Genomic DNA, 21,534 nt, shown 5'->3' on the forward strand with positions numbered 1-21,534 from the left:
GTCAGGCGCTGGCGCGGGCGACGAGCCCGGTGGGCAGGACCACCGGGTCGGGGTCGCCCCCGGCGGCCAGCTCGAGCAGCAGGCGCGCCATCGCGGCGCCGATGCCGTGCACGTCCTGGCGCACCGTCGTGAGCAGCGGCGACGTCTCGCGCGCCACCGGCACGTCGTCGAAGCCGACGACGGCCACGTCCTCGGGCACCCGCCGGCCCCGGGCGACGAGCGCGTCGAGCACGCCCGCGGCCATGAGGTCGTTCGCCGCGAAGACCCCGTCCACGTCGGGCACGCGCTCGAGCAGGCGCTCCGCCGCGGCGCGCCCGCCGGCCCGCGAGTAGTCGCCCTCCTGCGTACCGCCGGGGGCCGGGCGCAGCCCGCGCTCCCCCAGCCCCTCGAGGAAGCCGGCGAGGCGGTCCTGCGCCGCGGACATGTCCTGCGGGCCGGTCACGGTGGCCACGCACCCGCAGCCGCGCGCGAGCAGGGCCCGCGCGGCGAGGCGCCCGCCGCCGCGGTTGTCCGAGGCGACGTACGGCACGGCCCCGCGGCGCCCGGCCGGGACGTCGTACGGGCGGCCCGAGACGACGACGGGGACGCCGGCGGCCCGCAGCGCCGCCGGCAGCGGGTCGGCGCCGTGCACCGACACGAACATCGCCCCGTCGACGTGCCCGCCGCGCGCGAACGTCGCGAAGCGCTCGCGCTCCTCGTCGGTCGTCATGACGACGAGCACGAGCTGCACCCCCGCGCCGCGCACCTCCGAGCGCACGCCGCGCAGCACCCCGGCGAAGTACGGGTCGGCGAAGAACCGCTCCTCCTCCTCGCCGACCACGAACGCGACGGACCCCGCGCGGCGGGTGACGAGCGAGCGGGCGGCGTGGTTCGGGACGTACGAGAGCTCGGCGGCCGCCTTGAGCACCGCCTCGCGGGCCTGCTCGCTGACCCGGGGCGAGCCGGACAGCACGCGCCCGGCCGTCGCGCGGGAGACCCCCGCCCGGGCGGCGACCGACTCGAGCGTGGGCGGGGAGGCGGCGGCGGGCACTAGAGGGCCTTGCGCATCCAGCGGTGGGCGATGCCCGCGTCGTCGAACTCCGGGCCCTCCGCGACGTAGCCGAGCCGCTCGTAGAAGCCCAGCGCCTGCACCTGCGCCCCGAGCAGCGACGTGCCGGCCCCCCGCTCGCGCCCGAGCTGCTCGAGGGCGGTGATGAGGGCGACGCCCACGCCCCGCCCGCGGGCGCCGGCCCGCACGGCGATGCGGCCGAGGTGGGCCACCCCGCCGCCGTCCTCGAGGACCAGCCGGCCGGTCCCGACCGGCTCGTCGCCGTCGTACGCCAGCACGTGGTCCGCCGTCGGGTCGTGCTCGTCGAGCTCGAGCTCGAGCGGCACCGCCTGCTCCTCGACGAAGACCTCGGTGCGGATCGCGTACGCCCGCTGGCGCCCGGCCTCGTCCTCCACCCGGCGCACCACGGTGGCGGGGCGGCTCACGACTCGGCCCGCACGGTGTCGAGGGCGTGCTGCAGGTCGGCCGGGGGCGCGCTGTCGAAGGCGACCCGCTCCCCGGTGCCCGGGTGCTCGAAGCCCAGGTGGGCGGCGTGCAGCCACTGGCGGGTGAGCCCGAGCCGGGCGGCGAGCGTGGGGTCGGCGCCGTACGTCAGGTCGCCCACGCAGGGGTGCCGCAGCGCCGACATGTGGACGCGGATCTGGTGGGTGCGCCCGGTCTCGAGGTGCACGTCGAGCAGGCTCGCGGCCCGGAACGCCTCCACCGTCTCGTAGTGCGTGACGCTCGGCTTGCCGCCCGCGACCACCGCCCACTTCCAGTCGGACGTCGGGTGCCGGTCGATGGGCGCGTCGACGGTCCCGCGCGAGGGGTCCGGGTGGCCCTGCACGAGCGCGAGGTAGCGCTTGTCGACGGTCCGCTCGCGGAAGGCCTGCTTGAGCAGCGAGTAGGCCCGCTCGGACTTGGCGACCACCATGAGCCCGCTGGTGCCCACGTCGAGGCGGTGCACCACGCCCTGGCGCTCGGCCGCCCCGCTCGTCGACACCCGGTAGCCCGCCGCGGCGAGCCCGCCGACCACCGTCGGCCCGGTCCAGCCGGGGCTGGGGTGCGCCGCGACGCCCACCGGCTTGTCGACCACCACGACGTCGTCGTCGTCGTGCACGACGCGCAGGCCCGGCACCGGCTCGGCGACCACCTGCACCGCGGCCGGCGGCGGCGGCACCTCGACCTCGAGCCAGGCGCCGGCGGTGACCCGGTCGGACTTCGCCGCCGGCGCCCCGTCGAGCTCGACCATGCCCTGCGTCACGAGCTCGGCCGCGCGGGTGCGCGAGAAGCCGAAGAGCCGGGCCAGGGCGGCGTCGAGCCGCTCCCCCTCCAGGCCCTCCGGCACGGGCAGGCTGCGGCGGTCAGCCACGCTCCACCGTCCCCTCCACGGTGCGCCCGAGCAGCGTCAGCAGCACGATGAGCGCGGCCCCGGTGCAGATGGCCATGTCGGCCACGTTGAAGACCGGCCAGTTCGGCAGCTCGAGGAAGTCCACGACGTGCCCGCGCAGCACCCCCGGGCTGCGCACGAGCCGGTCGGTGAGGTTGCCCAGCGCCCCCCCGAGGAGCAGGCCGAGCGCGAGCGCCCACGGCAGGCTGCGCAGGTGCCGGGCGGTGCGCAGGATCATCACGGCGACCACGACGGCCACGATGCTGAACACCACCGTCGCGCCGCCGGCGAGGCCGAAGGCCGCGCCGGGGTTGCGGATGAGCCGCAGCGTCAGCAGCCCCCCGAGCAGCTCCACCGGGTCCCGTCCGCTCAGCCGGTCGACGGCGACGAGCTTGGTGGCCTGGTCGAGCGCGTACGCCAGCACCGCCACGACGAGCAGCGCGCCGGTCCGGCGGGGGCGGGCGGTCTGGGTCTCGGCGTCGCCCAGCGACGCCTCGTGGGGCGCGTCCATCACGCACCAGGGTCGCACGGCACGGCCGCGCTCCGCGCCGCGCGCTACCCTGGGCGCGCTGTCTGCAGGTGACGACGGGGACGAGTAGCCCCGGACGCAGCCACCAGCGACCCGGGGACGGTGCGAGCCCGGGGGCGTGCCCGGAGCGAAGATCACCCCCGAGCCGCCGGGAGAACGGGGCCCGCCCCTACTAGACCCGGCAGCGGGCGGCGCGAACGAGCGGGGAGCGCCCGGAGCGGGCGCGCCCAAGGAGGGTGGTACCGCGGGGCCGGACGGCCTCGTCCCTCCGTGCAGCAGGAGCGAGCACGGAGGAGCAGCAGTGAGCCAGTACCGCGCGGTCCCCGCCCAGGTGGACCTGCCCGCGCTCGAGCGCGAGGTCCTCGCGCTGTGGCGCCGGGAGGGCACCTTCGCCGCCTCCGTCGAGGCGTCCCGCGAGGGCGAGCCGTGGGTGTTCTACGAGGGCCCCCCGACCGCCAACGGCCGCCCCGGCACCCACCACGTCGAGGCCCGCGTCTTCAAGGACGTGTTCCCGCGCTACCGGACGATGAAGGGCCGGTTCGTCGAGCGCAAGGCCGGGTGGGACTGCCACGGCCTGCCCGTCGAGATCGCCGTGGAGAAGGAGCTGGGCTTCTCCGGCAAGCGCGACATCGAGGCGTACGGCGTCGCGGAGTTCAACGCGCGCTGCCGGGCGTCGGTGGAGCGGCACGTCGACGAGTTCGAGCGCATGACCGAGCGCATGGGCTACTGGGTCGACATGAGCCAGGCGTACCGGACCATGGACCCGGAGTACGTCGACTCGCTGTGGTGGGCGCTGCAGCAGGTCCACCGCAAGGGCCTGCTCGTCGAGGACCACCGCGTGGCGCCGTACTGCCCGCGCTGCGGCACCGGCCTGTCCGACCACGAGCTGGCGCAGGGGTACGAGACCGTCGTCGACCCGTCCGTGTACGTCCGGTTCCCCGTGACCGGCGGGGAGTGGGCCGGGCGCGCCTCGCTGCTCGTCTGGACCACGACCCCCTGGACGCTCGTCTCGAACACCGCCGTCGCGGTGAACCCGGCGGTCGACTACGTCGTGGCCCGCGCCGGCGACGAGCTGCTGGTGGTCGCCGAGCCGCTGCTGCGGGCGGTCCTCGGCGAGGAGGCCGAGGTCGTCGCGACGGTGCCCGGGCGCGAGCTCGAGCGGACGACGTACGCCCGCCCCTTCGACCTCGTCGAGGTCCCGGACGCGCACTACGTGGTGCTCGCGGACTACGTGACCGTCGAGGACGGCACCGGCCTGGTGCACCAGTCCCCCGCCTTCGGCGCCGACGACCTCGCGGTCGCCAAGGCGTACGGGCTGGCGGTGGTCAACCCGGTGCGCGCGGACGGGACCTTCGAGGCCGGGCTGCCGCTCGTCGGCGGGCTGTTCTTCAAGGACGCCGACACCCCGCTCGTCGAGGACCTCACCGAGCGCGGCCTGCTCTTCCGCCACGTCGCGTACGAGCACAGCTACCCGCACTGCTGGCGCTGCCACACCGCGCTGCTCTACTACGCCCAGCCGTCCTGGTACATCCGCACCACGGCCGCCAAGGACGCCCTGCTGCGCGAGAACGAGCGCACGACCTGGCACCCGGAGAACGTCAAGTGGGGCCGCTACGGCGACTGGCTGAAGAACAACATCGACTGGTCGCTCTCGCGCAACCGCTTCTGGGGCACGCCGCTGCCCATCTGGCGCTGCGGCGCGGGGCACCTCACCGTGGTGGGCTCGCGCGCCGAGCTCGGCGCGCTCGCGGGCCGGGACCTGTCCGCGCTCGACCCGCACCGCCCGTACGTCGACGAGGTCACGCTCCCCTGCCCGGAGTGCGGCGAGGAGGCGGTGCGCGTCCCCGAGGTCGCCGACGCCTGGTTCGACTCCGGGTCGATGCCGTTCGCGCAGTGGGGCTACCCGCACCTGCCCGGCAGCCGCGAGCGGTTCGAGCGGGCGTACCCCGCGGACTTCATCTGCGAGGCGATCGACCAGACCCGCGGGTGGTTCTACACGCTCATGGCCGTCGGGACGCTCGTCTTCGACCGCTCGTCGTACGAGGACGTGCTCTGCCTCGGGCACATCCTCGCCGAGGACGGGCGCAAGATGAGCAAGCACCTCGGCAACATCCTCGAGCCGATCCCGCTCATGGACGAGCACGGGGCGGACGCCCTGCGCTGGTTCATGGCCGCGTCGGGCTCCCCGTGGGTCGCGCGGCGGGTCGGCCACGGGGCGCTGCAGGAGATCGTGCGCAAGGTGCTCCTGACCTACTGGAACACCGTGGCGTTCCAGTCGCTCTACGCGCGCACCGCCGGGTGGACGCCCGCCTCGGGGGCACCCTCAGCGGCGGAGCGACCGCTGCTCGACCGCTGGGCGCTGTCCGAGGCGCACCGGCTCGCCGCGCAGGTCGACGCCGCGCTCGAGGCGTTCGACACCCAGCGGGCGGGGGCGCTGCTCGCCGCCTTCGTCGACGACCTGTCCAACTGGTACGTCCGCCGCTCCCGCCGCCGCTTCTGGCAGGGCGAGCCGGCGGCGCTGGCCACGCTGCACGAGTGCCTCGACCTGCTCACCCGGCTCATGGCCCCGCTCGTCCCGTTCGTCACCGAGCGGGTGTGGCAGGACCTCGTCCGGCCGGTCACGCCGGGCGCGCCGGCGTCGGTGCACCTCGCGGCGTGGCCCGAGGCCGACCCCGCGCTCGTCGACGACGCGCTCGCCGGCCGGATGGCGCTCGTGCGGCGCCTCGTCGAGCTCGGCCGCGCGGCCCGCGCGGAGTCGAAGGTGCGCAGCCGCCAGCCGCTGGGACGGGCGCTCGTCGGTGCCGCGGGCTGGGCCGACCTGCCGCCGGAGCTGCGCGCGCAGGTCGCCGAGGAGCTCAACGTCGTCGAGCTCACCGGCCTGGACGGGTCGGGCGGCGACCTCGTCGACGTGAGCCTCAAGGCGAACTTCAGGTCGCTCGGGAAGCGGTTCGCCCAGCGCACGCCGCGGGTCGCGGCCGCCGTGGCCGCCGCCGGACCGACGGCGCTCGTCGCCGCGCTGCGGGCGAGCGGCACGGCGACGGTCGAGGTCGACGGCGAGCAGGTCGAGGTGGGCACGGACGACGTCGTCGTCACCGAGGCGCCGCGCGAGGGCTGGGCGGTGGCGAGCGACGCCGGCGAGACCCTCGCCCTCGACCTCACCCTCACCCCGGCGCTGCGCCGGGCCGGGCTCGCCCGTGAGGCGGTGCGCCTGGTCCAGGAGGCGCGCAAGGCGTCCGGGCTCGAGGTCAGCGACCGCATCGCGCTCTGGTGGGAGGCCGAGGGCGAGCTCGCCGAGGCGCTCGAGGAGCACGGCGCCCTCGTCGCGGACGAGGTGCTCGCGACGGCGTTCCGGCGCGGCGAGCCCGGCGAGCACGCGGCGACGCCGTCGCCGGGCGGCAGCGCCGGCGGCCCGCTGCCGCAGCACGGCGACGCGGACCTCGGGCTGCGCTTCTGGCTCACCCGGGCCTGAGCGCTGCGGCCGCGGCGGGGCGACCCGCCGCGGCCGTCGCGCCCGCCCGGGGCGCTCGGCGCGGGCGCGCCTCGGGCGCTGAGCGCTAGGCGCCGGCCGCGCGCTGCCCGTCGACCGGGCCCGGCGCGGCCGTGGTCGCGTCGGAGGAGCCGCCGGCGTGCAGCTCGGCGAGCTGCTGCTGCAGGTACGCCGTGAGGCGGCTGCGGTACTCCCGCTCGAACGAGCGCAGCGACTCGATGCGCTGCTCGAGCTCGGCCCGCTGCGCCTCGATGGCGCCGATGACCTGCCGGCGGCGCTCGTCCGCCTCGCGGTCCATCGTCTCGGCGCGCTCGCGGGCGGTGCTCACCAGCTGCTCGGCCTCGCTGCGGGCCTGGCCGACGTGCTCGTCGGCCGTGCGCTCGGCGAGCGCGAGGACGCGGGCCGCGCGCACCGCGACGTCCTCCGCCGGCGGCGCGGGCTCCGGGGCCGGCGCGGGCGCCGGCTCGGGCCGCTGCTGCGCGGTGATGAGGGCCTTCTGCGTGGCCTCGAGGCGCTCGACCGCCTCGGTGCGGGCCGCGAGCACGCCCTCGAGCTCGGTGGCGACCTCCTCGAGGAAGGCGCGCACCTCGTGCTCGTCGTACCCCTTGCGGCCGAGGCCGGTCTGGGTGAACTGCTTGGACCGCACGTCCTGCGGGGTCAGCGGCACCGGGTCACCTCTCGGGGGTCGGGTCGCCCGCGCTCAGGCGCCGGACGCGATGCTGTCGGACACCCCGATGCCCACCTGCACGGCGATGATGAGCACGAGGAACGACAGGTCGAGCGAGACCTGCCCGATGCGCAGCGGCGGGATGACCCGGCGCAGGGCGCGCAGCGGCGGGTCGGTCACGGTGTAGGTCGCCTCGGCCACGACGAGCAGCGGCCCCCGCGGGGACCACGAGCGGGCGAACATCTGCACGTAGTCCAGCACCAGCCGGGCGATGAGCAGGACGAAGAACAGCCAGAGGACGACGGAGACCAGGGAGAAGACGGCGGACACGCGTCCTCAGCTCTGGTTGAAGAAGCCGCTCTCGGCCATCCGGGCCTTGTCCTCGGCCGTCACGGAGACGTTCGCCGGGGAGAGCAGGAAGACCTTGTTGGTGACGCGCTCGATGCCGCCGTGCAGGCCGAAGATCAGCCCGGCCGCGAAGTCCACGAGCCGCTTCGCGTCCGCGTCGTCCATGTCGGTGAGGTTCATGATCACCGGGGTGCCGTCGCGGAACGCCTCGCCGATCGCCTTCGCGTCGTTGTACGCCCGCGGGTGGATCGTGGTGATGCGGTCGAGCGCCGAGACGGGCTCGGGGGCGGGGGCGGGGACACGGGGCGGCATGGCCGCGACGGTAGCACCGGTGCTGCGCCGGACGACCGGCTCGTCCCGGACCGCGGCGATGGTCCGGGCCCGCTCCTGCGGGACCTCGCGCGCGTCACGGACCTCGCGGACCTCGCGCACGTCGCGCTCGTAGCGGTCCTCCGGCGCCTCGCGCCCGTCGCGCGCGTCGCGGCGGCGGTCGTCGCGCTCGTCGTAGTCGTCGTACTCGTCGTAGCGGTCGTCGTCCTCCACGAGTCCGAGGTAGACCGCCATCTTGCGCATCGCGCCGGCCATGTCGGGGTCCTCCTGGGCTGGGATCGCTCGCGGTCGCGGCGGGCGGGGCCGACGCTGTCCGTGCTGCTGGGTCGTGCTCGTGGCTGTGCTCGTGGCTGTGCTCGTGCCGGCGGCGGACCGCCTGCTGGGACGTTACCCGAGCGGCGGCCTCGCGCCGAACACCGCGCTGCCCACCCGCAGGTGTGTCGCGCCGGCGGCGACCGCCTGCTCGAGGTCGCCGCTCATGCCCGCCGAGAGGTCGGTCGCGGCCGGGTGGGCGCGGCGCACCGCCGCTGCCGTGCGGGCCAGCGCGGCGAACGCCTCGGCGGGGTCGGCGCCGCGCGGGGCGACGGCCATCACCCCGCCGAGCTCGAGGCCCTCGGCGGCGGCCACCCGGTCGGCGAGGGCCCGCACGTCCGCGGGCGCGGCCCCGCCGCGCGGGCCCGTCTCGCCCGGCGAGGCGTCGAGGGCGACCTGGACGAGGCAGCGGACCGTACGGCCGTGGTGGCGCGCCCCGGCCGCCAGCGCGTCGACGAGCCGGGCGCGGTCGACCGAGTGGACCACGTCGGCGTACGCGGCGACCGAGCGCGCCTTGTTGGTCTGCAGCTGCCCGACGAAGTGCCAGCGCAGGCCGAGGTCCGCGCACTCGGCGTGCTTCGGCGCGGCCTCCTGGTCGCGGCTCTCCCCCACGTCGGTGGCGCCCAGCTCGGCGACGAGGCGCACGTCCGAGGCCGGCCAGGTCTTGGTGACCGCGACGAGCACCACGCCGGCGCGCGGGCGGCCCGCGGCGGCGCAGGCCCGGCGCACGCGCTCCTCGACGGCGGCCAGGCCGGCGGCGACCTCCTCGCGGCGCCCGCTCACCCGCGGCGCCCCGGCGGGTCGAGCACGACGACGCCGGCCATGCGCCCGGTGACGCCCTCGCGCCGGTAGGAGTAGAAGCGCTCGTCGTCGATGGTGCACGCACCCAGGACGCGGACCTCGCCCACGCCGGCGCGGCGCAGCACGCCGAGCGCACCGGCGGGCAGGTCGAGCGCGGGGGTGCCGCGGCGGGTGGTCGCGGCCGTGCCCGGCACGAGGGCGGCGACCTCGTCGCGCAGCGCGGCCGGCACCTCGTAGCAGCACGCGCCGGCGCAGGGGCCGACGACGGCGACGGTGCGGGCGGGGTCGGCGCCGAGCCCGGTCATCGCGGCCACCGTCGCCTCGAGCACGCCGCGCACGAGGCCCTGCCGCCCCGCGTGGGCCGCGGCGACGACCCCGCCCACGACGTCGGCGAGCAGGACCGGCACGCAGTCGGCGACGAGCGCCGCCACGGGGACGCCGGGGAGCGCCGTGACGAGCGCGTCGACCCCGGGGGCGTCCTGCCCCGGGGCGGGGACCCGCTCGTCGACGACGAGGACCCCGGCGCCGTGCACCTGCTGCGCGAAGCGCACGGCGCCGCCCAGCCGGTCGCCGAGCGCGGCGCGGTGGGCGAGCACCCGCGCCGGCTCGTCGCCGACGTGCAGGCCGAGGTTGGCGGCGCCGTACGGTGCCGCCACCACCCCGCCGTGGCGGGTGGTGAAGGCGCCGGTGGCGCCCGCCGGCAGGCCGGCGGGCAGCACGTCGAGGCGCACTACTTCAGGAAGTCCGGCACGTCCAGGTCGTCGTCGCCCTCGAAGGCCACCGGGCGCGGCGCCCGCGCCGGCTCCTGGCCCTGGGCGGGGGCCCCGGGGACCGGACCGGTCGGGTGCGACGGCTCGAACTGCACGGCCGGCGTCTGGGCGCTGGCGTCGGTCTGCCGGCCGGTGCTAGCCGCCGGTCGCTCGGCCCGCGCGGGCTCGGGGCGCTCGGCCCCCCGGTCGCCGCGGTCCCGGCGCGACGGGCGCTCCGGCGGGGCCTCGGGCGCGCGGCGCGCCATCGCCGGCTCGCGGCGGCGCGGCGCGCCCCCGTCGAAGCCCGCCGCGATGACCGTCACGCGCACCTCGTCGCCGAGCGCGTCGTCGATGACGGCGCCGAAGATGATGTTGGCCTCCTGGTGGGCGGCCTCCGCGACGAGCTGGGCGGCCTCGTTGATCTCGAACAGGCCGAGGTCCGAGCCGCCGGAGATCGAGAGCAGCACGCCGTGCGCGCCGTCGATGGACGCCTCGAGCAGCGGGCTGCTGATCGCCATCTCGGCGGCCTGCACGGCGCGGTCGTCGCCGCGGGAGGAGCCGATGCCCATGAGGGCCGAGCCGGCGCCCTGCATGACCGACTTGACGTCGGCGAAGTCGAGGTTGATCAGGCCCGGCGTCGTGATGAGGTCGGTGATGCCGGAGACGCCCTGCAGGAGCACCTGGTCGGCCTGCTTGAAGGCGTCGAGGACGCTGATCCGCCGGTCGCTGATGGACAGCAGCCGGTCGTTGGGGATGACGATGAGGGTGTCGACCTCGTCGCGCAGCTCGTCGATGCCGGACTCGGCGGAGACGGCGCGGCGCCGCCCCTCGAAGGTGAACGGGCGGGTGACGACGCCGATCGTCAGCGCGCCGAGGCTGCGCGCGATGCGGGCCACGACCGGTGCGCCGCCGGTCCCGGTGCCGCCGCCCTCGCCAGCGGTGACGAAGACCATGTCGGCCCCGCGCAGGACCTCCTCGATCTCCTCCGCGTGGTCCTCGGCGGCCTTGCGGCCCACCTCGGGGTCGGCGCCGGCGCCGAGGCCGCGGGTGAGCTCGCGCCCGACGTCGAGCTTGACGTCGGCGTCGCTCATGAGCAGCGCCTGGGCGTCGGTGTTGACGGCGATGAACTCCACGCCCTTGAGGCCCACCTCGATCATGCGGTTGACGGCGTTGACCCCGCCCCCGCCGATCCCGACGACCTTGATGACCGCCAGGTAGTTCTGCGGTGCTGCCACGTGCGTGCCTCTCTCGAACGTCCTCGCCGCCGACCCCGCCCGGACCACGGGGCCGACCCTCACCCTCAGGTAGACACTTATAGTTATGTCAGCCTGCGCGCTGGGAGGAAACTACGCGGCGCGCTCACCCCGGGTCAACGCGGAGCCGCTCCCACCGGCGCGTCGCCCCGGCGAGTCTCGAGCGCTGGTCGAGGGTCCGCGGCGCGGCGCCCGCCGTGGCGCCGTCCGCGACCCGTGCGGCGCCCTCGGCGCCCGTCCCGGGGCACCGGCCCGGGACGCCCGGCCGGGCCGGCCGGCTCCGGGGGCGTCCCGCTGTCGACCACGTGAGGCACCCGTACGCCTGCCTCACGGGGCCGACGAGCCTGGGCCGGCACCCGTACGCCTGCCTCACGTGGTCAACCCGAGGCGGCCCGACGGTCCAGCGCGACCGGCAGGGCGGGCGCCGACGGGACCAGGCTGCGAGGTGCCTACCCAGGCCGACGAGCCTGGGCCGGCACCCGTGCGCCTGCCTCACGTGGTCGACGCGCTCGAGACGAGGCCTCACCGCCCCGCGGAGCACCACGACGGCTGCTCCGCGTGGTCACCGCGGCCGGAGAGCGGGCGTCAGCGGTCGGTGCGGGTGGTGGGGGCGTCGGGCGCGCTGACGTCGTAGACCTCGGCCTCGACCTTGAGCAGGGCGCCGAGGACGACGGCCTTGCGCTCGCCGCGGTCGGCGCTGCCCCAGACGGCGGTGCGGTCGCCGGTCAGCTCGAGGGTCACGTCGTCGGGGCCGGTGGCGGCGGCGGAGCGGACCTGGCGCAGCAGCGGGGCGGGCAGGCCGTCGAGGACGGCCAGGGCGGTGCGGCGGGCCTCTGCGGCGCGCTCGCCCTCCGTGCCGACCACCGGCAGGCCCGCGGGGGGCTCGTCCGCGCGCTCGAGGGCGACGCCCTCGCGGTCCACGACGGCCCAGCCGCCCTGGCGCCCGCGCACCTGCTCGACGGCGAGGGGGACGCGCTCGGTGAGCACGACGGCGAGCGTGCCGGGCCAGCGCCGGTGCACCTCGACGGCCTCGACCCGCCGGATGCCGGCCACGCGCGCCGCGACGGCGCCGGTGTCGACGGTGGCGAGCGGGGTGCCGACGCGCACGCCGACGCGGTCGAGCACCTGCGCCACGGGCACCGAGGTCGCGCCGGTGACCGTCACCCGGTCCACGCCCAGCAGGGTGCTCGAGCGGACGACCCAGAGGCCGCCGGCGACGAGAGCGGCGAGCAGGAGCACCGCGAGCAGGGCGCGCCAGGGTCCCCGCCGCCGCGGCGGGGGCGGGGGCAGCGTCCGTGCGCCGGGGCGCGCCTCGCCCCGGGTGCGGCGCAGCGTCGTGCTCATCGGGCCTCCCCCGGGCTCATCCCGCGTCCCCCCGCAGCTGCCCGAGGACCTCCGGGCCGATCATCGTCACGTCGCCCGCGCCGAGGGTGAGCACCACGTCGCCGGGGCGGGCGCGCCGGGCGAGCTCGCCGGCGACCGCCGACCAGGACGGCTCGAACACCACGGCGTCGCCGGGCAGCGGCACCGCTGCGGCGACGGTCGCGCCGCTGACGCCGGGGACCGGGTCCTCGCCCGCGCCGTACACCTCCATGACGACCACCTCGTCGGCGAGCCCGAGGGCGCGGCCGAAGTCCTCGCGGAACGCCTCGGTGCGGCTGTAGCGGTGCGGCTGGAAGGTCACGACGAGCCGCCCGGCCCCCACGACGCCGCGGAAGGCCCGCAGGACCGCCTCGACCTCGGTGGGGTGGTGCGCGTAGTCGTCGTAGACGCGCACGCCGCGCGCGGTGCCCTTGAGCTCCGAGCGGCGGCGGGTGCCGGTGAACCCCTCGAGGCCCTCGCGCAGGTCGCTGGCGGGCTGCCCGAGCAGGAGCCCCGCGGTCAGGGCGGCGGCGGCGTTCAGGGCGTTGTGCCGCCCGGGCACCTGCAGCGCGACCGGGCCGAGGCGCCGCCCGCGGGCCACGGCCTCGAAGCGCGAGCCCGAGCCCTCCAGGACGAGGCCGTCGACCCGCAGGTCCGCGTCCTCGCTCTCGCCGTACGTCCGCACGGCCACGCCGCCGCGCTCGCGCACCCGGGCGGCCAGCGCCGCGGAGCCCGGGTCGTCGGCGCAGGCGACGAGGAAGCCGTCGGGGACGATCCGCGCGGCGAAGGCGTCGAACGCCGCGGTGACCGCCTCGGCCGTGCCGTAGTGGTCGAGGTGGTCGGGCTCGACGTTGGTGACGACGGCGCCCGAGGGCGTGTAGAGCAGGAACGAGCCATCGCTCTCGTCGGCCTCGGCGACGAACACGTCGCCCGAGCCGTTGTGCGCGTTCGCGCCCGACTCGTTGAGGTGCCCGCCGATGGCGAACGACGGGTCGGCCCCGCAGTGCTGCAGCGCCACGGTGAGCAGCGAGGTCGTCGTCGTCTTGCCGTGCGTGCCGGCCACGGCGACGGCCCGCCGGCCCTGCATGACCGCCGCGAGCGCCGCGGCGCGGGGCAGCACGAGCAGGCCCCGCTCGCGCGCGGCGGCGAGCTCGGGGTTGGACTCGCGGATCGCCGAGCTGACGACCACGGTGTCGGCGTCGGCGACGTGCGCGGCGTCGTGGCCGACGTGCACGCGCGCGCCGAGCGCCCGCAGCGCGGCGAGGCTCCGCGACTCCTTGGCGTCGCTGCCCGACACCGGCAGGCCACGGGCCAGCAGGATGCGCGCGATCCCGGACATGCCGGCACCGCCGATCCCGACGAAGTGGACGCGCCCGAGCCTGTCGGCGGGCGGGATGGTCTCGGGGGCGGGTACGGCCGTCACGGTGCCCCACCCTCCCGCAGCGCCCCGTCGCCCTGCGCAGCGGCCCGGACGAGCCGCGCGAGCTGCTCGTCGCCGTCGCGCCGGCCGAAGGCCGCCGCGGCCGCGCCCATGGCCCGCAGCCGCTCCGGGTCGCCGAGCAGCGGCAGCACCTCGTCCGCGACCCGCGGGCCCGTGAGGTGCTCGTCCTCCACGAGCAGCGCTCCCCCGGCCCGCACGGCCGGCGCCGCGTTGAGCCGCTGCTCGCCGTTGCCGATGGGCAGCGGCACGTAGAGCGCGGGCAGCCCGACGGCGCACAGCTCCGCCACCGTCATCGCGCCGGCGCGGCAGACGGCCAGGTCGGCGGCGGCGTACGCGAGGTCCATCCGCTCGAGGTACGGCACGACGACGTACGGCGGCGCGCCCGGGCCGCGCTCCACGACGACCTCGTTCTGCATCCCCGCCGCGTGCAGCACCTGCACGCCGGCCCGCCCGAGCGCCGGGGCGGCGGCCGCCACGGCCTCGTTGACCCGCCGGGCCCCCTGGGAGCCGCCGAAGACGAGCAGGGTCGGGCGGTCCGGCTCGAGGCCGAAGTGCGCCCGGGCCTCGGCGCGCACGGCGGGGCGGTCGAGGGTGGTCACCGAGCGGCGCAGCGGCATGCCCACGTGCACCGCCCCCGGCAGGGGCGTCCCCGGCACCGCGCAGGCCACCGCGGCGGCCCAGCGCGCGCCGAGGCGGTTCGCCAGGCCCGGGCGCACGTTCGCCTCGTGCACCACGACCGGCGTCCCGCGCCGGCGCGCGGCGAGGTACGCGGGGGCGGCGACGTAGCCGCCGAAGCCCACGACGACGTCGGCGCCGACCCGCTCGAGCACGGCGGTGGTGTCGCGCACCGCGCCGCGCAGGCGCCCCGGCAGCCGCGCCAGGTCGAGCGTCGGGCGCCGCGGCACCGGCACGGGCGGGATGAGCGCGAGGTCGTACCCGCGCTGCGGCACCAGCCGCACCTCGAGGCCGCGCTCGGTGCCGAGGGCGGTCACGCCGGTGGCGGGGTCGTGGCGGCGCAGGGCGTCCGCGAGCGAGAGCGCGGGCTCGATGTGCCCGGCGGTGCCGCCGCCGGCGAGCACCACCCGCAGGGGGCCCGTCACGCGCGCGCCCCGCGGCGCAGGCGCGGGCGCGGCAGGCGGGCCGGCAGCGCCCCGCGGACCGCCCACGCGGCCCGGCGCAGCGGGCTCGGCCCGCGCGCGGCGAGCGCCTCGGCGGCGCCGCGCTCCTGGCGGGCGAACGAGAGCAGGATGCCGAGCGCGACCATCGTCGGCAGCAGGGCCGAGCCGCCGTACGAGACGAGGGGCAGCGGGATGCCGGCGATCGGCAGCACGCCGAGCACGGCGCCCACGTTGACCATCGCCTGCACGAGGATCCACGAGGTGATCGCCGCCGCGCAGAGGCGCACGAAGAGGTCGTCCGTGCGCAGCGCGATGCGCAGGCCCCCGTAGGCCAGGGCGGCGAAGAGCGCGAGGACCACCACCGTGCCCACGAGCCCCAGCTCCTCGCCGATGACGGCGAAGATGAAGTCGGTCTGCTGCTCGGGCAGCCAGTTCCACTTCTCGCGCGAGGCGCCCAGGCCGAGGCCGAACCAGCCGCCGGAGCCGAGGGCGTACTTGCTGTGCAGCAGCTGCCAGCCCGCGCCGAGCGGGTCCGCGCTGGGGTCGGCGAAGCTCAGCAGGCGCGCGCGGCGGTTGTCGCTCGACACGGTCAGCGCGACGACGAGCGCGAGCGCCGCGCCGCCGAGCAGGCCGAAGAGGCGCATCGGGGCGCCGGCGAAGAAGAGCAGCGCCCCGGTGATCGCCATGAGCACCAGGCTCGTGCCGAGGTCGCGCCCGAGCAGCACGAGGCCGAGCACGAGCACCGACACGGGCACGAGCGGCACGAGCAGGTGCTTCCACTGCACGAGCAGCCGGTGCTTGCGCGCGAGCAGGTCGGCGCCCCAGACGGCGAGCGCGAGCTTGGCGAGCTCGGAGGGCTGCAGGCGGAACGGGCCGCCCACGTCGATCCAGTTGCGGTTGCCGTTGACCGAGACGCCGAGCGGGGTCTGGGTCAGCGCCAGCAGGACGAGCGTGCCGAGCAGCAGGAGGTACGTCAGCCGCCGCAGCACCACGACCGGCAGCCGCGAGGCGGCCCAGAGCAGCGGCGCGCCGGCGACCACCCACATGAGCTGGCGGCTGAAGATCGTGAAGGACGAGCCGCTCTCCTCGTACGAGGTCACGATCGACGCGCTGAGCACCATGACCAGGCCGAGCGCGCAGAGCATGACCGTGGCCCCCAGCACCACGTAGTACGAGGTGAGCGGGCGCTCGAGCAGCTCGCGCAGCGGGGGGCGGCCCTCCTCGCGCGGCGGCGCCGGCGGGCGGGTCGTGGTGGTCGCGCTCACCGCGGCGCGGGCCCGCCGCTCGCGGCGCGCCGCAGCACGGCGTCGGCGAAGGCGTCGCCGCGCGCGCCGTAGTCGCGGAACATGTCCATCGACGCGCACGCGGGGGCCAGCAGGACGGTGTCGCCGGGGCGGGCGAGCCCGGCCGCGGCGCTCACGACGTCATCCATGGCCCCAGTGTCGGTGCGCTCCACCACGATCACGGGGACCTGGGGCGCGTGTCGGCGCAGCGGCTCGTGCAGCGCCTCGCGGTCGCGGCCGAGGAGCACCACCCCGCGCAGGCGCGGGGCCGCGGCGCGCACGAGCTCGTCGAAGGTCGCGCCCTTGGCCAGGCCGCCGGCGACCCAGACCACCGGGTCGTACGCCCGCAGGCTCGCCTGCGCCGCGTGGGCGTTGGTCGCCTTGGAGTCGTCGACGTACGCCACCCCGTCGAGGTCGGCCACGTGGGCGATGCGGTGGGCGTCGGGGCGGAAGGCCCGCAGGCCGTCGCGCACGGCCGCGGCGGGGACGCCGTGGGCCCGGGCCAGGGCGGCCGCGGCGAGGGCGTCCTCGAGCACGTGCGGCGCGAGCGGCACCACGTCGGCGGTCGTGGCCAGCTCGACGGCCGCGCCGGGGTCGGGCCGCCCGCCGTCGTCGTCGAAGGCGCGGTCGACGAGCAGGTCCTCGACGAGGCCGAGCTGCGCCGGGGCGGGCGGGCAGAGCGTGGTGCCCACGGCGCGCGCGCCCTCGGCGACGTCGGCGTCGCGGACCAGCTGCTCGGTGACCGGGTCGGCGGCGTTGTAGACGCAGGCCCGCTCGGCGCCGCGGTAGACCAGCCCCTTGTCGGCGGCGTACGCGGCGAGCCCGCCGTGCCAGTCGAGGTGGTCCGGCGCCACGTTGAGCACCGCCCCGGCCTGCACCGCGACCGTCGAGGTCCAGTGCAGCTGGTAGCTCGACAGCTCCACCGCGAGCACGTCGTACGCGCCGTCGAGGACGGCGTCGACGAGCGGCGCGCCCACGTTGCCGACCGCCACGGTGCGCCGCCCGGCCGCCGCGAGCACCGAGGCGAGCATGCGCACCGCGGTCGTCTTGCCGTTGGTGCCGGTGACCGCGAGCCACGGCGCCGCGCCCTCGCCGCGCAGCCGCCAGGCGAGCTCGACCTCGCCCCACACGGGCACCCCGCGGCGGGCGGCCCCGGCCAGCAGCGGCTGGGTCGGGCGCCAGCCCGGCGAGGTCACGACGAGCTCCGCGCCCTCGAGGTGGCGCGGGTCGTCCGCGTCCCCGAGGCGCACGTCGGCGCCGGCGAGCTGCACCGCGGCGTCGCGCTGGGCAGGGCCGTCGGCCCCGTCGACCGCGACGACGTCGGCGCCGAGGCGCAGCAGGGCGCGGGCCGCGGGCAGGCCGGAGACGCCGAGCCCGGTGACGAGCACCCGGCGCCCGTCGAGGCGCAGCGTCACAGCCCGCCCAGCCACTCGGCGTAGAAGGTGGCGAGGCCGAGCGCGGCGCAGAGCCCGGCGATGATCCAGAACCGGATGACGATGGTGACCTCGCCCCAGCCGACGAGCTCGAAGTGGTGCTGCAGCGGTGCCATGCGGAACACCCGCCGGCCGGTGAGCTTGAAGCTGCCCACCTGGATGATCACCGACAGGGTGATGAGGACGAAGAGGCCGCCGAGCAGCGCGAGGAGCAGCTCGGTGCGGGTGAAGACGGCCAGCCCGGCGAGCGTGCCGCCGATGGACAGCGACCCCGTGTCGCCCATGAAGATCTTCGCCGGCGAGGCGTTCCACCAGAGGAACCCAAAGCAGGCCCCCATGAAGGCCGCCGCCACCACCGCCAGGTCGAGCGGGTCGCGCACGACGTAGCAGTTCGCCGCGGGGTCCGCCGACGCGCAGCTCTGCCCGACCTGCCAGACCCCGATGAGCACGTACGAGCCGAAGACCATGACCGCCGCGCCCGTGGCCAGGCCGTCGAGGCCGTCGGTGAGGTTCACCGCGTTGGTCGTGCCGGCGATGAGCAGGACCGCCCACAGCACGAAGCCGACGGCGGTGAGCTCCAGCCCGGTGTCGCGGACGAAGGAGATGCTGTCCGAGGCCGGCGTCACCCCGTCGGCGTTCGGGAAGCGCAGGGCGAGCACCGCGAAGGCGACCGCGACGAGCGTCTGGCCGCCGAACTTCGTGGAGGCCCGCAGGCCGAGGCTGCGCTGCTTGAAGATCTTGATGTAGTCGTCGCAGAAGCCGACGAAGGCCATGCCCGTCATGAGCAGGAGCACGAGCAGCGCCGAGGCGGTCGGCGGGGTGCGGGTGTAGAGGTGCGCGACCGCGTAGCCCAGGAGCACGCCGAGCACCATGGTGATGCCGCCCATCGAGGGCGTGCCGCGCTTGGAGCCGTGGTCCGGGAAGTTGCCCTCGGAGACGTCGCGGATCGCCTGGCTGTAGCCGCGCCGCTTGAGCAGCCGGATGAGCAGCGGCGTGCCGAGCAGCCCGACGAGCAGGGCGACGATGGCGGCGGTGAGGACCAGCCTCACGCGCCGGCCCCCGCCCCGGGCGCCGCGGGGGCGCCGTCGGCGAGCAGCGCCTCGGCCACCCGCTCCAGCCCGGCGGCGCGCGAGGCCTTGACGAGCACGACGTCGCCGGGCGCGACCTCCTCCCGCAGCAGCGCGACGGCGTGCGCGACGTCCGGCACGAAGACCGACTCCTCTCCCCACGAGCCCTCGAGGCTCGCTCCCAGGTGCATGGGCCGGGCGCCGTCGCCCACCACGACCAGCCTGCTGACGTCGAGCCGCACGGCGAGGCGCCCGACCGCGTCGTGCTCCTCCGCCGAGGCGGCCCCGAGCTCGCGCATCTCGCCGAGCACGGCCCACGTGCGCCGCCCGCCGGCCATGCCGACGAGCGCCTTGAGCGCGGCGCGGACCGACTCGGGGTTGGCGTTGTACGCGTCGTTGACGACGGTGAACCCGCCCGGCGCCTCGGTGACCTCCATGCGCCAGCGGCTGCGCGGCGCGGCGCCCGAGAGCGCCTCGGCCGTGCCCTGCACCGTGGCGCCGGCCTCGAGCGCGACCGCCGCGGCGGCCAGCGCGTTGCCGACGTGGTGCTCGCCGACCAGGCGCAGCTGCACCGGCGCGGTCCCGCCGCGCGCGGCCAGCACGAACCGGGCCCGGCCCCCCTCGCCCAGCCCCGCGTCGAGCGCCCGCACGTCGGCGGTGTCCGCGAGCCCCGTGCGCACGACCCGCGCCGCGGTGCGCGGGGCCATGCCCACCACGAGGTGGTCGTCGGCGTTGAGCACGGCCACGCCGCCCTGCTCGGCCGGCGGCAGCGCCTCGACGAGCTCGCCCTTGGCCCGCGCGATGGCCTCGCGCCCGCCGAACTCGCCCACGTGCGCGCTGCCCACGTTGAGCACGACGCCGATGCGGGGCGGGGCGGTGCGGCACAGCTGCGCGACGTGCCCCTCGCCGCGCGCGCCCATCTCCAGGACGAGGTGGCGGGTGGTGGGGGTGGCGCGCAGCACGGTCAGCGGGACGCCGAGCTCGTTGTTGTACGACCCCTCGGGCGCGACCGTCTCCCCGAGCGGCTCGAGCACGGCGGCGAGCAGGTCCTTGGTGCTCGTCTTGCCCGAGGAGCCGGTGACGCCGACGACGAGCAGGTCGGGCAGGCGCTCGAGCACCGCCCGGGCGAGCCGGCCGAGGGCGGCGACCGCGTCGTCGACGACGACGGCGGGCACCCCGACCGGGCGCGTGGCGAGGACGCCCGCGGCACCGCCCGCGACCGCGGCGGCGGCGAAGTCGTGCCCGTCGGCCCGCTCGCCCGGCACCGCGACGAAGAGGGCGCCCGGCGCGACCTGCCGCGAGTCGACGACGACGGGTCCGAGCACGCGGGCCCCGGGGTCGGGGGCGTCGTGCAGCGCCCCGCCGGTCGCCGCGGCGACCTCGGCCAGGGTCAGGGGGATCACCGGGCGGCTCCCGCGACGGCCGTGGCCAGCTCCTCGCGCAGCACGGCGCGGTCGTCGAAGGGGGTCACGACGCCGGCCACCTCCTGCCCCTGCTCGTGGCCCTTGCCGGCGACGAGGACCCCGTCGCCCGACCGCAGCCCCCGCAGCGCGCGGCGCACCGCCGCGCGCCGGTCGGCGACCTCCTCGACCTGCGCGCGACCGGTCGCGCGCGCCCCGGCCAGGACGGCGGCGCGCACCGCCGCGGGGTCCTCGGAGCGGGGGTTGTCGTCGGTGACGACGACGAGGTCGGCGTGCTGCGCCGCCGCGGCGCCCATCGGCCCGCGCTTGCCGCGGTCGCGGTCGCCACCGGCGCCCAGCACCACGGCGAGCGTGCCCGGCACCACCGGGCGCAGCGCCGAGAGCGCCGCGGCCACGGCGTCGGGGGTGTGCGCGTAGTCCACCACCGCGAGCGGCCCGCCCTGCGGGCCGTCGACCCGCTCCATGCGCCCGGGCACGCCGCGGCTCGCCGCGAGCCCGGCGGCGACGCCCTTAGGGTCGGCGCCGAGGGCCAGCGCGGCGACCGCGGCCAGCGCGGTGTTCGCGACGTTGAAGGCGCCGGGCAGCGGGGCCTCGAGCGCCAGCTCCGCGCCGTCCGGGCCGAGCAGGCGGAACGCGGTGCGCGCCCCCGGCCGGGCGTCGACCACCCGCCACTGCGCCCGGGGGTCGCCCGACGGCGACACGGTCGCCACCGGCACCCGCGCCTGCGCGGCGAGCCGGGCGCCGTACGGGTCGTCGACGTCGACCACCGCGCGGCGGCACCGGGCGGGGGTGAAGAGCGACGCCTTGGCCGCGAAGTAGTCCTCCATCGACGCGTGGAAGTCGAGGTGGTCCTGGCTGAGGTTGGTGAACACCGCGACGTCGTAGACGACCCCGTCCACCCGGCCGAGGACGAGCGCGTGGCTCGACACCTCCATGGCGAGGGCGTCGACGCGCTCCTCGCGCATGACGGCGAGCAGCGCCTGCAGGTCCGGCGCCTCCGGGGTCGTGCGCGCGCTCGGCAGCACCCGGTCCCCCACCCGGGTCTCCACCGTGCCCACGACACCGGTGGTGAGGCCGGCGCCGCCCAGCGCCGCCTCGACGAGGTACGCCGTCGTCGTCTTGCCGTTGGTGCCGGTGATGCCCACGGTGCGCAGGGCCGCGGCCGGCTCGCCGTACACCCAGGCGGCGAGCGCGCCGAGGCGCCCGCGCGGGTCGGGCACGACGACCAGCGGCGCCCCGGGACCGGCGAGCGCCGCCCCCTCGGGGTCGGTCAGCACGGCGACGGCGCCGGCGGCGAGCGCGTCGCCGGCGAAGCGGGCGCCGTGCACGCGGGCGCCGGGCAGCGCGGCGTAGAGGTCCCCGGGGCGCACGGCGCGGCTGTCGAGGGTGACGCCGGTGACGGGCCGCTCGGCGCCCGCGGGGGCCTCGGCCCCGAGCAGCGCGCAGGCCTCGCCGACGGTCCGGCGCGGCAGCAGGCCCGCGTCGGCCGGGCGGGAGCGGAGGGGGCTCGGCACGG

General features: G+C 77.3%; 19 protein-coding genes. 1 reads left to right on the forward strand and 18 read right to left on the reverse strand.

Annotated features, from left to right (window positions below; translation table 11 throughout):
• Window position 1: 1 nt before the first annotated feature.
• From D5H78_RS05950 to lspA, 4 genes are read right to left on the reverse strand one after another with little or no spacing between them, the layout of a single operon-like run.
• A complete protein-coding gene (locus D5H78_RS05950) occupies window positions 2–1,030 on the reverse strand; it encodes a LacI family DNA-binding transcriptional regulator (protein ID WP_119949525.1) in 1,029 nt (342 codons plus the stop codon).
• Window positions 1,030–1,473, reverse strand: coding sequence for a GNAT family N-acetyltransferase (locus D5H78_RS05955; protein WP_119949526.1), 444 nt, complete (start codon window positions 1,471–1,473; stop codon window positions 1,030–1,032). The genes D5H78_RS05950 and D5H78_RS05955 overlap by 1 nt, the downstream gene beginning before the upstream one ends.
• A complete protein-coding gene (locus D5H78_RS05960) occupies window positions 1,470–2,399 on the reverse strand; it encodes an RluA family pseudouridine synthase (protein ID WP_119949527.1) in 930 nt (309 codons plus the stop codon). The genes D5H78_RS05955 and D5H78_RS05960 overlap by 4 nt, the downstream gene beginning before the upstream one ends.
• Window positions 2,392–2,928, reverse strand: a complete 537-nt coding sequence (lspA, locus tag D5H78_RS05965) for a signal peptidase II (protein WP_119949528.1) — start codon at window positions 2,926–2,928, stop codon at window positions 2,392–2,394. Before lspA ends, D5H78_RS05960 begins: the two co-directional genes overlap by 8 nt.
• Before the next feature lie 319 nt (window positions 2,929–3,247).
• On the opposite strand from lspA, the gene ileS reads away from it, so the two are divergent.
• A complete protein-coding gene (ileS, locus tag D5H78_RS05970) occupies window positions 3,248–6,415 on the forward strand; it encodes an isoleucine--tRNA ligase (RefSeq protein ID WP_119949529.1) in 3,168 nt (1,055 codons plus the stop codon).
• A gap of 85 nt (window positions 6,416–6,500) precedes the next feature.
• Here ileS and D5H78_RS05975 read toward each other — a convergent pair whose 3' ends face one another.
• The 14 genes from D5H78_RS05975 to D5H78_RS06045 form a co-directional block, all read right to left on the reverse strand.
• Window positions 6,501–7,100, reverse strand: a complete 600-nt coding sequence (locus tag D5H78_RS05975) for a DivIVA domain-containing protein (protein ID WP_119949530.1) — start codon at window positions 7,098–7,100, stop codon at window positions 6,501–6,503.
• A gap of 33 nt (window positions 7,101–7,133) precedes the next feature.
• A complete protein-coding gene (locus D5H78_RS05980) occupies window positions 7,134–7,430 on the reverse strand; it encodes a YggT family protein (RefSeq protein ID WP_119949531.1) in 297 nt (98 codons plus the stop codon).
• Window positions 7,431–7,436: 6 nt separating this feature from the next.
• Entirely contained in the window at window positions 7,437–8,033 is a 597-nt protein-coding gene (locus D5H78_RS05985) for a cell division protein SepF (RefSeq protein WP_119949532.1), read from the reverse strand.
• Between the two features lie 132 nt (window positions 8,034–8,165).
• Window positions 8,166–8,873, reverse strand: a complete 708-nt coding sequence (locus D5H78_RS05990) for a YggS family pyridoxal phosphate-dependent enzyme (RefSeq protein ID WP_119949533.1) — start codon at window positions 8,871–8,873, stop codon at window positions 8,166–8,168.
• On the reverse strand, window positions 8,870–9,622 hold the full coding sequence (pgeF, locus tag D5H78_RS05995) for a peptidoglycan editing factor PgeF (RefSeq protein WP_218566288.1): 753 nt from the start codon (window positions 9,620–9,622) through the stop codon (window positions 8,870–8,872). The genes D5H78_RS05990 and pgeF overlap by 4 nt, the downstream gene beginning before the upstream one ends.
• The gene (gene ftsZ, locus D5H78_RS06000; protein ID WP_119949534.1) at window positions 9,622–10,875 is read right to left on the reverse strand and encodes a cell division protein FtsZ; all 1,254 of its coding nucleotides are present in this window, start codon (window positions 10,873–10,875) and stop codon (window positions 9,622–9,624) included. The genes pgeF and ftsZ overlap by 1 nt, the downstream gene beginning before the upstream one ends.
• Window positions 10,876–11,478: 603 nt before the next feature.
• Window positions 11,479–12,237: a cell division protein FtsQ/DivIB gene (locus D5H78_RS06010; RefSeq protein WP_119949536.1), complete on the reverse strand. Its 759-nt coding sequence runs from the start codon at window positions 12,235–12,237 to the stop codon at window positions 11,479–11,481.
• Window positions 12,238–12,253: 16 nt separating this feature from the next.
• Window positions 12,254–13,678: a UDP-N-acetylmuramate--L-alanine ligase gene (gene murC, locus D5H78_RS06015; protein WP_218566289.1), complete on the reverse strand. Its 1,425-nt coding sequence runs from the start codon at window positions 13,676–13,678 to the stop codon at window positions 12,254–12,256.
• Window positions 13,675–14,784, reverse strand: a complete 1,110-nt coding sequence (gene murG / locus D5H78_RS06020; RefSeq protein WP_119949903.1) for an undecaprenyldiphospho-muramoylpentapeptide beta-N-acetylglucosaminyltransferase — start codon at window positions 14,782–14,784, stop codon at window positions 13,675–13,677. Before murG ends, murC begins: the two co-directional genes overlap by 4 nt.
• A gap of 8 nt (window positions 14,785–14,792) precedes the next feature.
• On the reverse strand, window positions 14,793–16,079 hold the full coding sequence (gene ftsW / locus D5H78_RS06025; RefSeq protein ID WP_218566291.1) for a putative lipid II flippase FtsW: 1,287 nt from the start codon (window positions 16,077–16,079) through the stop codon (window positions 14,793–14,795).
• Window positions 16,076–17,512: a UDP-N-acetylmuramoyl-L-alanine--D-glutamate ligase gene (gene murD, locus D5H78_RS06030; protein ID WP_245941608.1), complete on the reverse strand. Its 1,437-nt coding sequence runs from the start codon at window positions 17,510–17,512 to the stop codon at window positions 16,076–16,078. The genes ftsW and murD overlap by 4 nt, the downstream gene beginning before the upstream one ends.
• Window positions 17,509–18,579, reverse strand: a complete 1,071-nt coding sequence (gene mraY / locus D5H78_RS06035; RefSeq protein ID WP_119949538.1) for a phospho-N-acetylmuramoyl-pentapeptide-transferase — start codon at window positions 18,577–18,579, stop codon at window positions 17,509–17,511. Before mraY ends, murD begins: the two co-directional genes overlap by 4 nt.
• On the reverse strand, window positions 18,576–20,000 hold the full coding sequence (locus D5H78_RS06040; protein ID WP_119949539.1) for a UDP-N-acetylmuramoyl-tripeptide--D-alanyl-D-alanine ligase: 1,425 nt from the start codon (window positions 19,998–20,000) through the stop codon (window positions 18,576–18,578). The genes mraY and D5H78_RS06040 overlap by 4 nt, the downstream gene beginning before the upstream one ends.
• Window positions 19,997–21,532, reverse strand: a complete 1,536-nt coding sequence (locus D5H78_RS06045) for a UDP-N-acetylmuramoyl-L-alanyl-D-glutamate--2,6-diaminopimelate ligase (RefSeq protein ID WP_119949540.1) — start codon at window positions 21,530–21,532, stop codon at window positions 19,997–19,999. The genes D5H78_RS06040 and D5H78_RS06045 overlap by 4 nt, the downstream gene beginning before the upstream one ends.
• Window positions 21,533–21,534: the final 2 nt, after the last annotated feature.

The sequence above is a fragment of the Vallicoccus soli genome, from assembly GCF_003594885.1.
Taxonomy (GTDB): Bacteria; Actinomycetota; Actinomycetes; order Motilibacterales; family Motilibacteraceae; genus Vallicoccus; species Vallicoccus soli.

Bases quoted from the DNA above. Each gene is read 5' to 3' on its own strand.
- lspA (WP_119949528.1), bottom strand. From the start codon at position 2,928: ATGGACGCGCCCCACGAGGCGTCGCTGGGCGACGCCGAGACCCAGACC.
- D5H78_RS05985 (WP_119949532.1), bottom strand. From the start codon at position 8,033: ATGGCCGGCGCGATGCGCAAGATGGCGGTCTACCTCGGACTCGTGGAG.
- D5H78_RS06010 (WP_119949536.1), bottom strand. From the start codon at position 12,237: ATGAGCACGACGCTGCGCCGCACCCGGGGCGAGGCGCGCCCCGGCGCA.